The organism is Mixta hanseatica (genome assembly GCF_023517775.1).
Lineage (GTDB): Bacteria > Pseudomonadota > Gammaproteobacteria > Enterobacterales > Enterobacteriaceae > Mixta > Mixta hanseatica.
This window is the reverse complement of record NZ_CP082904.1, coordinates 2,853,738-2,864,583: the sequence shown is the minus strand read 5'-3', so window position 1 is coordinate 2,864,583 and position 10,846 is coordinate 2,853,738. Positions and strand designations below refer to the sequence as shown.

The 10,846-nt window shown below is 51.5% G+C and carries 10 protein-coding genes; 5 read left to right on the top strand and 5 right to left on the bottom strand.

Features of this window, described 5'->3' with window-relative positions; genetic code table 11:
* Positions 1–260 precede the first annotated feature (260 nt).
* Together uilS and ompC are read left to right on the top strand one after the other, a co-directional pair.
* On the top strand, positions 261–1,121 hold the full coding sequence (gene uilS, locus K6958_RS13715) for a UilS family quorum-quenching N-acyl-homoserine lactonase (RefSeq protein WP_249891640.1): 861 nt from the start codon (positions 261–263) through the stop codon (positions 1,119–1,121).
* 500 nt (positions 1,122–1,621) lie between these two features.
* A complete protein-coding gene (gene ompC, locus K6958_RS13710; protein ID WP_249891638.1) occupies positions 1,622–2,725 on the top strand; it encodes a porin OmpC in 1,104 nt (367 codons plus the stop codon).
* A gap of 42 nt (positions 2,726–2,767) precedes the next feature.
* Here the strand turns inward: ompC and K6958_RS13705 are convergent, their stop codons facing one another.
* Positions 2,768–2,932: a hypothetical protein gene (locus K6958_RS13705; RefSeq protein WP_249891636.1), complete on the bottom strand. Its 165-nt coding sequence runs from the start codon at positions 2,930–2,932 to the stop codon at positions 2,768–2,770.
* 198 nt (positions 2,933–3,130) lie between these two features.
* On the opposite strand from K6958_RS13705, the gene apbE reads away from it, so the two are divergent.
* From apbE to K6958_RS13690, 3 genes are all read left to right on the top strand, one after another.
* On the top strand, positions 3,131–4,180 hold the full coding sequence (apbE, locus tag K6958_RS13700) for an FAD:protein FMN transferase ApbE (RefSeq protein WP_434085167.1): 1,050 nt from the start codon (positions 3,131–3,133) through the stop codon (positions 4,178–4,180).
* Positions 4,181–4,216: 36 nt separating this feature from the next.
* Positions 4,217–4,858 (top strand): DNA oxidative demethylase AlkB, encoded by a 642-nt coding sequence (alkB, locus tag K6958_RS13695; protein ID WP_249891635.1) that lies wholly within the window; start codon positions 4,217–4,219, stop codon positions 4,856–4,858.
* A 96-nt stretch (positions 4,859–4,954) separates the two neighbouring features.
* Complete coding sequence (locus tag K6958_RS13690; protein WP_249891633.1) at positions 4,955–6,601, top strand: multidrug ABC transporter permease/ATP-binding protein; 1,647 nt, start codon at positions 4,955–4,957, stop codon at positions 6,599–6,601.
* Positions 6,602–6,655: 54 nt separating this feature from the next.
* On the opposite strand, the gene K6958_RS13685 is transcribed toward K6958_RS13690, so the two are convergent.
* The 4 genes from K6958_RS13685 to K6958_RS13670 all read right to left on the bottom strand — a co-directional run bounded on the left by K6958_RS13685 (position 6,656) and on the right by K6958_RS13670 (position 10,631).
* Positions 6,656–6,862: a hypothetical protein gene (locus K6958_RS13685; protein ID WP_249891630.1), complete on the bottom strand. Its 207-nt coding sequence runs from the start codon at positions 6,860–6,862 to the stop codon at positions 6,656–6,658.
* A 120-nt stretch (positions 6,863–6,982) separates the two neighbouring features.
* Entirely contained in the window at positions 6,983–7,762 is a 780-nt protein-coding gene (locus tag K6958_RS13680) for a glycosyltransferase family 9 protein (protein WP_249891628.1), read from the bottom strand.
* A complete protein-coding gene (locus K6958_RS13675) occupies positions 7,759–8,100 on the bottom strand; it encodes a glycosyltransferase family 9 protein (RefSeq protein WP_249891626.1) in 342 nt (113 codons plus the stop codon). The genes K6958_RS13680 and K6958_RS13675 overlap by 4 nt, the downstream gene beginning before the upstream one ends.
* A 986-nt stretch (positions 8,101–9,086) precedes the next feature.
* Positions 9,087–10,631: a methyl-accepting chemotaxis protein gene (locus tag K6958_RS13670; protein WP_249891625.1), complete on the bottom strand. Its 1,545-nt coding sequence runs from the start codon at positions 10,629–10,631 to the stop codon at positions 9,087–9,089.
* Positions 10,632–10,846: the final 215 nt, after the last annotated feature.

Sequence of the window (10,846 nt, the reverse complement as noted above, 5' to 3'; positions counted from 1 at the left end):
TCAGCCCAGGCAAACCCGCCGGGGCTGATTTTTTTACGCAGGAGGAATAGCGCAGGCAAAGCTGGCGGGACGCTTTTTTACGGTCTGCATAATGTTGGCATCACGACCTACGCCGGAACGGCAGGTAAATTTTAAATTATGTGACGCTGCGACAATAAGCCAGACGAATCTCTGTGAGGTTAATTTTACTCAGGTTTATAATGCGCGCGCAGCACGATAAATAATGTGCCTTAGGTTAAATAAATAAAGGAAATAAGTTAATGGAAGTTATAACGCAAAAAATTTCTAACGGAATTGTTATTACGCTGAAAAAGAACAGCGGTGAAGATAAAAAACCGGTTATCGTTTTATGTCATGGTTTTTGCGGCATTCGTGAAATCTTGCTGCCCGCTTTTGCCGATGCTTTTGCCCGTGCCGGCTTTGCCGCGATCACCTTTGATTATCGTGGCTTCGGCGACAGCGACGGTGAGCGTGGCCGGCTGGTGCCTGCGCTGCAGATTGCCGATATTCTTTCGGTGGTGCGCTGGGTGCAGCAGCAGCCAGCGCTGGATGCGCAACGCATCGGCCTGTGGGGGACCTCTTTCGGCGGGTGCCATGTTTTTGCCGCGGCGGCAGAGGCAGCGGAAATTAAATGCGTTGTCAGCCAGCTGGCTTTTGCCGATGGGGAAGCGATCGTCAGCGGTCAAATGAGCGAGGAGGAGAAAAATGCCTTTATCGCCACGCTGGATAAAATGACTGAAAAACAAAAAAATAGTGGAAAAGAGATGATGGTTAGCGTTAATCGCGTATTAAGCGATGCGGAATCAAAAGCCTTTTTTGAGGAGAACCGCACGCGTTATCCACAGATGGATATCAAAATCCCGTTCCTGACGGTGCGCGAAACCTTGCAATATAAACCGGCTATTTATGCCGCCCGGGTAAAATGCCCGACGCTGGTGGTCATTGCCGGTAAGGATACGGTAAATCCGCCTGAGCAGGGCCGTGCTTTATTCGCTGCGGTGGGCGCGCATGAGAAAGAATTATATGAGCAGGCTGACGCCCGCCACTACGATATTTATACCGGCGCGCATTTTCAGCAGGTTATTAATGTACAAACAGAGTGGTTTAAGAAATATCTGTAAGGCAGCGCGCCCTGCCGATGATAATTCCTCCGTCGGTATGGCTTGCAGTCTGGCGTGATCCATCGGGGCTAAAATAAGGGTAAAAAAAAGCCGGACAATCAATGTCCGGCAGGAAATAAGGGTAAAACAGCTCATTCAGGGTGAATGAAGGTAATAATGAAATAAAATGATGATAGCGGGATCTATTTTATAACTGCAGCTAAGAAATTTTTTATCATTCAGTGCGGACCCGGCCACGTTATTTAACCCACCGTTAACGCATTTCAGATTTATTTCTTATCAATTAGTGCGCTATTTTTTAACCCTGTGTGCTGTTTAAAAGTTCCGCATTATTTACATTTTGAAGTAACAATAAAATATCAAGAAACAGTTTCGGAAATTTAGTAGCATTTTCTTTATGGATTATTACTTCTGGCAACTTAACAATGGGCTGCCGGCTGAAAAATAAACGTTCGGCATGCAGTGGCAATTATAAGGCACATAACCAGAGGGTAATAAAAATGAAACGTCATATTCTCTCCCTGATGGTCCCGGCGCTGTTAGTAGCAGGTTCCGCAGGCGCAGCAGAGATCTATAATAAAGACGGCAACAAACTTGACCTGTTCGGCAAAGTGGACGGTCTGCACTATTTTTCTGACAACGACGGCAGCGACGGCGACCAATCCTATATGCGTTTCGGCTTTAAAGGCGAAACCCAAATTTCTGAACAGCTGACCGGCTACGGCCAGTGGGAATACCAGGTTGCCCTGAACCACTCTGAAAGCGAAGGCACCAAAGACAGCTATACCCGTGTTGGCTTCGCCGGCATCAAATTTGGCGACGCGGGCTCTTTCGACTACGGCCGTAACTACGGCGTGATTTATGACATCGGCGCATGGACCGACGTCCTGCCGGAGTTCGGCGGCGATACCTACGGCGCGGACAACTTTATGTTCCAGCGCGCTAACGGCGTAGCTACCTACCGTAACAACAACTTCTTCGGCCTGGTTGACGGCTGGAACTTTGCCGTACAGTACCAGGGCAAAAACGACAGCAATCCGGAAGAAGCTGGCAGCCGTAAAGCTGTGGCGCAGAACGGCGACGGCTGGGGCCTGAGCACCACTTACGATCTGGGCAACGGCCTGGGCCTGGGTGCAGCGATGTTCCAGTCTGACCGTACTAACTATCAGAACAGCAACGCCATTCTGGGTAACGGCGATAAAGCGGAAGCCTACACCGGCGGCCTGAAATATGATGCCAACAACATCTATCTGGCGGCGATGTACACCCGTTCTTATAACGCTACCCGCTTCGGTGACGACGATCAGGCTGCTTACGGCTTCGCCGATAAAGCGGACAACTGGGAGCTGGTTGCGCAGTACCAGTTCGACTTCGGTCTGCGTCCGTCACTGGCTTACGTGACTTCGCGTGGTAAAGATATCGAAGGTTATGGCAAGCAGAACCTGAAAAAATATATCGACGTAGGCGCGACTTACTACTTCAACAAAAACATGTCTACCTATGTTGATTATCAGATCAACCTGCTGGATGACAACGAGTTCACCGACGCTGCCGGTATCAACACCGACGACGTCGTGGCGCTGGGCCTGGTTTACCAGTTCTAAGCACTCACTGTTTCTGCAAGGCGACGCTCAGCGTCGCCTTTTTTATGCCTTGCGCGACGATGTCGCCAGAAGAGCCTTTGATTGCGTCGCGGTATCCATCTTTAGCGCATCGCCCCACATACCTTCCAGCCCTATGCCGCCGAGCGTGAAACCACAACAGGCCAGTAGCCGACATAACCAACGCTGGCACGTATTGGTATTCTGCATCTTCATTCCCGCCTTTTATCATCTGAACCCTGAATAAACAAAGCACGTCTCGTGCCAGCTTTACCTGGCCCGTTAAGTCGGGGTTAAGGCACGTTTGTTAACATGGCCTGGGCAGAAATGGGGCAAAATGTGCCGCCACGGTGCGCAGGACGTATATCGCCTTGCCGATTAACACAACGATTAGTAAAGATGAGCGCAATGAAAAAAAGAGTACTGGCAGCGGTGATGCTGTTGGGATTGTTGGCGGCAGGCTGCGATCGACAGCAGACCCCGGCGGATAGCGGACTGGTGCTGGCAGGCAAAACTATGGGGACGCAATGGCGCGTAAGCCTGGCGGGCGTCGCGACGGGTCGTCAGGAAGAGCTGCGCGCAAAAATTCAGCAGCGGCTGGATAAGGACGATCATGAGCTATCAACCTGGAAGAAGGATTCCGTGCTATCGCGCTTTAATCAGTCACATGACAGCCTTGCGCAGCCCATTAGCCCAGAAATGGCCGATATCATTATTATCTCGCTACGTATCGGCCGGTTAACCCAGGGCGCAATGGATATTACCGTCGGACCGTTGGTTAACCTGTGGGGATTCGGTCCGGATAAACAGCCGGAGCATACGCCGTCGCAGGCAGAGATAAACAGAGCGAAAGCGCAAACCGGACAGCAACATTTACAGGTTACTGAGCGAGCCGATGGCGCATATTTGCAAAAAGATTTACCCGGGCTGTACGTCGATCTCTCAACGGTGGGCGAGGGCTTCGCTACCGATGATCTGGCGCGCCTGATGGAAGAGGAGGGTATACATAATTATTTGGTCTCGGTTGGCGGCGCAGTATTGACGCGTGGCCATAACGCCGCGGGAAAAGCCTGGCGGGTAGCGATCCAGAAGCCGACCGATAAGGAAAATGCGGTACAGGCGCTGGTGGATTTACAGGGACACGGCATCAGCACCTCAGGCAGCTATCGCAACTATTATGAGCTGGACGGCCGACGCGTTTCACATGTTATCGATCCACAAACCGGGCAACCGATCGAACATCGGCTGGTCTCGGCGACGGTGATTGCTACCACCGCTCTGGAAGCGGACGGCTGGGATACCGGCTTGATGGTGCTGGGCACTGAAAAAGCCAAAGCGCTGGCGCTGCGGGAAAAGCTGGCGGTCTATTTGATAACTAAAGATAAAGAAGGATTCAGCAGCTGGATGTCGCCGCAGTTCCGCGCATTTTTGTTGCAGGACGCCTCCGCGCCCCGTTAGCATGCAGCAAGGTTGATGGTGAAAAGCGGAGCGGCAATGTTAGATCTGTTTAGTGAAGAAGCCCCCTGGGCTGAGCCTCTGGCGGAGGGCGCAGTGATTCTGCGGCGGCGCGCCCGTGAGCAGGCTGCAAGCCTGCTGGCGCAGGTTGAAGCGGTAGCGCAGAGTAATCCTTTTCACCACCGTATTACTCCGGGCGGCCACCGTATGTCGGTGGCGATGACCAACTGTGGCGATCTTGGCTGGTCGAGCGATGCGCGCGGCTATCAATATACCGGCGAGGACAGCGCCACCGGACGCCGCTGGCCGCCGATGCCGCAGATGTTTCGTCTGCTGGCGCAGGCCTGCGCGCAGGAGGCAGGCTTTAATTATTTTCAGCCGGATGCCTGTCTGATTAACCGCTATGAGCCGGGCGCAAAGCTGTCGCTGCATCAGGATAAAGATGAAAAGGATCTGCGCCAGCCTATCGTTTCGGTTTCTCTTGGTTTACCGGCGGTATTCCAGTTTGGTGGTTTTGAACGCGGCGATGCCGTTCAGCGCGTGCTGCTGGAGCATGGCGATGTGGTGGTGTGGGGCGGTCCGTCACGGCTGCGTTTTCATGGCATTCTGCCGATCAAAGCGGGTATTCATCCGCTGACGGGAGCATTTCGCTACAATCTGACCTTCCGCCGTGCGCGCTAATGATGGCGCGCTATCGCGCTGAGTGAGAATTATTATTGCTATCGATTAGCTTCTCATTAAACTGCAGGCTGCTTTGGTTCTTATCAGGATGCAGTTATGGAGTTGCTCTCCGTCGTTTATAAACAGTACCGCTGGCCGTTTATCGCGGTGATAGTGCTTAACCTGCTTAGCGCAGCGCTGGGTATTGGCATCATCGCTTACATTAATCACGAGCTGATTGTCACCATTAATGCCTCCCTGGCGGTACTGCCGACTTTTCTTGGTTTGTTGCTGTTGCTGATGGCGGTCACGCTGGCGTCGCAGCTGGCCTTAACGCTGTTGGGCCATCATTTTGTCTGGAAGCTGCGCGGACAGTTTATCAAGCGCATCCTTGATACGCATATTCAACGCATTGAACAGATCGGCAGCGCGCAGCTGCTGGCCGGCCTCACCAGCGATGTGCGCAATATCACTATCGCCTTTGTACGCCTGCCGGAGCTGATCCAGGGCATTGTTCTGACCATCGGTTCGGCGGCCTATCTGGCCTGGCTGTCGCCGGGAATGCTGGCGGTAACGGCCCTCTGGCTGGCGGTGACCATTATCGGCGGCTGGCTGCTGGTCTCACGCGTTTACAGCCATATGGCGAAACTGCGCGAGACGGAAGATCGCCTCTACGCCGATTACCAGACGGTAATTGACGGCCGTAAAGAGCTGGCGCTCAATCGCGCGCGCGCGCAGCAAATTTACGATACGGTTTATCAGGAAGACGCCAACGCCTATCGGCACCATATTGTGCGCGCCGATACCTTTCATCTCAGCGCGGTTAACTGGTCGAACATTATGATGCTGGGCGCGATTGGCATGGTGTTTTTTATGGCCAACGGGCTGGGATGGGCGAATACCGCCGTCGCCGCGACCTACTCATTGATGCTACTGTTTTTACGCACGCCGCTGCTGCAAACGGTCGGCGCGTTGCCGACGCTGCTCAGCGCCCAGGTGGCCTTTAATAAGCTTCGTAGCTTCCAGCTGGCGGAGTGGCGCGAGCATTTCTCAGCTGCTTCCCCAATAGCCGACTGGCAAACGCTGGAACTGCGCGATCTGGTTTTCCACTATGGCGAAAATGGCTTTAGCGTCGGCCCGATTAACCTGACGCTGAAGCGCGGCGAACTGGTCTTTCTGATTGGCGGCAACGGCAGTGGAAAATCGACGCTGGCGATGCTGCTGACCGGTCTTTATCAGCCGGTATCCGGCACCATTCTGCTTGATGGTGAAGCGATTACGGATATCGAGCGCTACCGCCAGCTTTTTTCTGCGGTATTCACCGACGTGCACCTGTTTGATCGCCTCATCGGCCCCGACGCGCAGCCGGCCAGCCCGGCACTGGTGCAACAGTGGCTGGCGCGGCTGAAAATGCAGGACAAGTTAAAACTGGAAGGCAATAAAGTGCTGAACCTGCAGCTGTCGAAAGGGCAGAGCAAGCGCCTGGCGCTGTTGCTGGCCGCGGCGGAGCAGCGTGACATCCTCCTGCTGGATGAATGGGCCGCCGATCAGGATCCGCATTTCCGCCGGGTTTTCTATCGTGAACTGTTGCCGTGGCTACAGCAAAGCGGCAAGACGGTTTTTGCTATCAGCCATGACGATCACTATTTTATTCATGCCGATCGTTTGCTGGAGATGCGTGAGGGTGTGCTGCACGAGCTGACCGGCAGCGAGCGAGAGAAGGCGACGCTGGATGCGGTTCAACGCACCGATACCGGGCGTTAACCCTTTAACCATGGCGGAGCGCAGCGACATTGCGCTGCGCTCCGGCTGCGGTAATTAATCATTTGGCGGAATGGCAAACCCTTTCACCGACAGAACGAAGTGCTGCCGGGAGCGGGTGATTTTCGCCCCGCGAGCGCACCAGTGACTGGCGAGATGAAAGAAATCATCGCTGTCTATCTCCCAGTCCAGTTCTACTTTGTTAACGCCTGAATGCAGCAGGGCTTCAGTATCCTGTACATTTTTTGCTTTAACAGCCGCCATAGCCTGTTTCCCGTTTCGTTAAGGTGGCAACAGGCTAGGGAAGGTTTGTGACAATATCATGGCAATAATGTGACGAAGTTAGTTTATAAGACATCCGTCACCTGGCTCGCAAAGGTTTCATCAGACTTTCAGCCGGAGCACCTGATTTTCATGCTCACAGTCATCCATCAGTTCCACGATTTGCTGCCAAATGTATTCACCGGGAATAAACGCGAAAGGCGCAGGACAGCTGCGGTCAAAGGCGGCTGGATTAAAATCAGCGGCATACACTACCCGATGCAAATGCAAATCCTGAACCGGTTCACAGCCATTGCTCTGTCGGCGAGCAAATAGGCTGACTGTTTTCACCTGCAAGGCGGTAGCCACATGCAAAGTACCGGTATCCGGCGTGACTAAAATATCAATTTCGTTCAGGCGGTGCGCCAGCATGGGCAGGGTAGTTTTGCCAATATGATTGATAACGTGGGTCGCGCAGATTTCATCCAGGCCAGCAATAAAATTTTCTCCCAGCTTTGCTTCATGCGGCGCACCGAAAAGGTGAATCTCGCACGCGGTAAAATGCGCCAGTAAACGGGGAATTAATGGCAAAATTACGCTATTTGGCAAATAACGATTACTTTTTGACGCGCCAAGCTGGAAACCAATTTTAATACTTTGATTCGGCTGCCTGCCCGCAATTTGGCATGGGAAAAACATTTTTTTATTATCAATGTCGCAACCCAAGGCCTTCACTAGCGAAAGGTGATTTATGACCGGCGGGTTAGTTTTATCACTGACGTGAACATCACAGAGCGGAATGAGTTTTTTGATATCATTATAAAAATAGTGCTTCGCGATGTAGCGGCAGCCCGCAAGCGTCGCCGCTATCAGATCGTAAGGGGTCCGCGAGTGGAAGATCACTGCCAGCTCCGGCCGAAATTTTTTGATTTTGGGACGGCCTTTACTGTGCTAACAAATTGATTTTCCATATAAACAACATGATCTATATACGAACAGTTATCAACGATACCGCGGTTTTTCTCGCTTAATACCGCCATGATCTCTGCTGCAGGATATTTCTCCTTCAGGCTGGCGATAGCAGGCGTACAGAACAAAAAATCGCCAAGCAGCTTATTCGATATAACGACAATGCGTTTAACGTCAATCTCATCCAGCCGCTGAAAAGGTTTTTTTGGTTTTTTCTTACAGACTAACAATATTTTCTCAATGATCTTCATCCGAAGATTTGAAAATGACATTTTTTACTCGCTATCCTTTTAAGCAGATGTGCAGATGAAATCTGCTGGCGGAGGCCATAATGAGATTTGTCCGGGCAAAATTTAACACAAAACGTTAAGATATTCTCACCAAATTCCGGGTGTAAGTAAAATGGAAAATGAAGTTGCTTAGGGCGGTTTAGCTTATCTAAAAAACGAGGACCGCTGCTGCCAGCTGTTTTCCAGTGTGAATGTTGATGAAGCGCTTTTCAAAGGTCCGGGAACAAACAGAGTGCTAGTTAGGCACCAGGGAAAGTAAGCCGTAACGCCCTCCCTGAGGCTCAAACGGGCCTTTCATACCGATGCGTGTCTCTATGTCTGCGCAGAGAAAATCTGCAAGGCATTAGCGCCAGCATCATTAACCGCCTACAGAAGCACCAATAAGTTTCCCTTTCGGTAGTTTAAAAGGCTTCTCAGTAATCCTCCAGCAATGCTTAAAATAACGATGGTTGCATCTTTACCAGCTTATGAAATTAAAATTAATTTAACGACTGATTTTTAGTGCTTTCAGTTCCTTATCTGCTCTTTAGCAGTAACCTTAAGAGTAAAAAAAGATCCTGTTAATGAGTAAACTAATTTCTTAAATATGTCTTGCACGCTCCCGACGTCAGGGATGCTTAAGGTATTTTGTATGGAAAAGAATAATAAAAAATATATTCATAACGACCTAAAATAATCCATGGTTATGCTTTTGGTTTGACTGTAATCCAGTATGGTTTATATAAAAAAATGGGTGCGTCAATGTGAATTTTAATAAACTGACGGAGTGGTTTTAATAACGTATATGATTTTAGTGGTGCAATATAATAATAATTTTACTTGGGTGTTATTTGAATAATTATTTAAGCGACAGTTGCGATTTACAATAGGATTTTAATGAGTAGGGATGACTGCACCGTTGGCTTATTTGCTCATTCAGTAATGAGCCAGCCTCTGGCATTCGGCTGGCATCAAATATTGTTCCGATCTCAGACGCGGAAAGTGTCCACCATACCCCGCAGCGCATGAACCTGCTCTGCCAGAGACTGCGAGGCGGTGCTGGACTCTTCAACCAGCGCGGCATTGCTCTGCGTAACGCCATCCATCTGACCTACCGCAACGCTGATCTGAGAGATTCCCTGCATCTGTTCTTGTGAAGCGAGCGCGATTTCATCCATCGCACTGGCCAGTTCACTGACCATACTGACTACGCTCATAATGCTGGCCGCCGTTCCGTCAGCAACCGTAACGCCTTCATCTACCAGCATTACTGCCTCTTCGATAAGCCCCTTGATATCCCGCGCCGCCGTGGCGCTGCGCTGCGCCAGGGTGCGCACTTCGCCTGCAACTACGGCAAAACCGCGCCCCTGCTCGCCAGCACGCGCCGCTTCAACGGCGGCGTTCAGCGCCAGGATATTGGTCTGGAACGCAATACCTTCAATGGTACTGGTAATATCGCGTACCTTCGCCGCGCTGAGTGAAATATCAGCCATGGTTTTATTCATTTTACGCACGCTCTCTTCCCCGTCGCGGGCCAGAGTCGCGGTATCACGCGCCGATCCTGCCGTATGGCTGGCGCCTGCCGTATTGCTTTTCACCGTAGCTGTCAGCTGTTCCATGCTGGCGGCAGTCTCCTGTAGGGCGGCAGCCTGCTGCTCCGTGCGCGCGGAAAGTTCGGTATTGCCGCGCGCGATTTCATCTGAGGCGAGCGAAACGGAAGCGGATGCATCTTTAATCTGCGTGACCATCTCACTCAGGCGCGATTGCATACGCAACAGCGAAGCCAGCAGGCTGGTGGTATCGCCCGAACGCAACGAGATTGAGGAGGTCAGATCGCCGTCTGCGATAGCTGCTGCCAGCGTTTGCGCCTGAGCCGGCTCGCCGCCCAGCTGTCGCATCAGGCTGCGTACGGTTATAAAGCCTGTCGCCGCCGCCAGCGCTATCGACACTGCTACCAGCACGCTCAGGAAAATAAAGGTTCGCGTGATCTCGTCGCTGCTGTCCGTTACCGCGCTGCGGGCGTTTTGCATCTGCACGTTGGTCATGGTGTTCAATGCGTCAAGCAGCTGGTTTTGCGCCGGGCGCGTTACCGTCATCAGATAGGTAGTGGTTTCCTGTTGTAGGTTCTGCAAGCCGAGCCGTCCCGCTTTTTCATAAGAGCTAAGCGCCGCGTCTTCGTTGTCCAGCACCTTACGGAAGGCGTCGCGTCCCGCCGGCGTCGAATCAATTTTCATCATCTGCGCCAGTTCTTCGCGGTTATGCATGTATAGCTGCTTTTGCTTCTCCAGACGTTCCCACTCCGGCTGCATTGCCTTTGGATCTTCCAGCAGCGCCAGGTTGCGAACGGCAATAGCCATATCCCGAATGCTGCCGCGCATATCAAGGATCAGCTGATATTTTTTCATCTTAACGTTCACCGTATCGTCCATGTCTTCCCGAGCATTAGTCAGGGCATGCAGCGCTACGCCAGCGCAAAGAACTAACAGTAAAATGAGCAAGCTGTATCCAGCAGCAAGACGGGTTGATAATTTCATGAAGATCTACCTGGATGAGTTATGAACGTTGCTACTATCGGCCTGCGGTTAAAAGTTTGTAGATGCCATTATTAAAGAAATTAACAAGTAAATGATTGCTGAAGAAAAATATTTCAGCGTGCAAAGGAAAACACCTCACTATAGGGAGATATCGAATCTGGCAAACAGGCGTAATGCATTAGGTAAGACAGGGAGATAGGTCATGCTGCACACAG

What these genes read in the sequence shown, in the direction of transcription:
- uilS (WP_249891640.1), top strand. Translation starts at nt 261, where the DNA reads ATGGAAGTTATAACGCAAAAAATTTCTAACGGAATTGTTATTACGCTG.
- ompC (WP_249891638.1), top strand. Translation starts at nt 1,622, where the DNA reads ATGAAACGTCATATTCTCTCCCTGATGGTCCCGGCGCTGTTAGTAGCA.
- K6958_RS13705 (WP_249891636.1), bottom strand. Translation starts at nt 2,932, where the DNA reads ATGCAGAATACCAATACGTGCCAGCGTTGGTTATGTCGGCTACTGGCC.
- apbE (WP_434085167.1), top strand. Translation starts at nt 3,131, where the DNA reads ATGAAAAAAAGAGTACTGGCAGCGGTGATGCTGTTGGGATTGTTGGCG.
- alkB (WP_249891635.1), top strand. Translation starts at nt 4,217, where the DNA reads ATGTTAGATCTGTTTAGTGAAGAAGCCCCCTGGGCTGAGCCTCTGGCG.
- K6958_RS13690 (WP_249891633.1), top strand. Translation starts at nt 4,955, where the DNA reads ATGGAGTTGCTCTCCGTCGTTTATAAACAGTACCGCTGGCCGTTTATC.
- K6958_RS13685 (WP_249891630.1), bottom strand. Translation starts at nt 6,862, where the DNA reads ATGGCGGCTGTTAAAGCAAAAAATGTACAGGATACTGAAGCCCTGCTG.
- K6958_RS13675 (WP_249891626.1), bottom strand. Translation starts at nt 8,100, where the DNA reads ATGTCATTTTCAAATCTTCGGATGAAGATCATTGAGAAAATATTGTTA.
- K6958_RS13670 (WP_249891625.1), bottom strand. Translation starts at nt 10,631, where the DNA reads ATGAAATTATCAACCCGTCTTGCTGCTGGATACAGCTTGCTCATTTTA.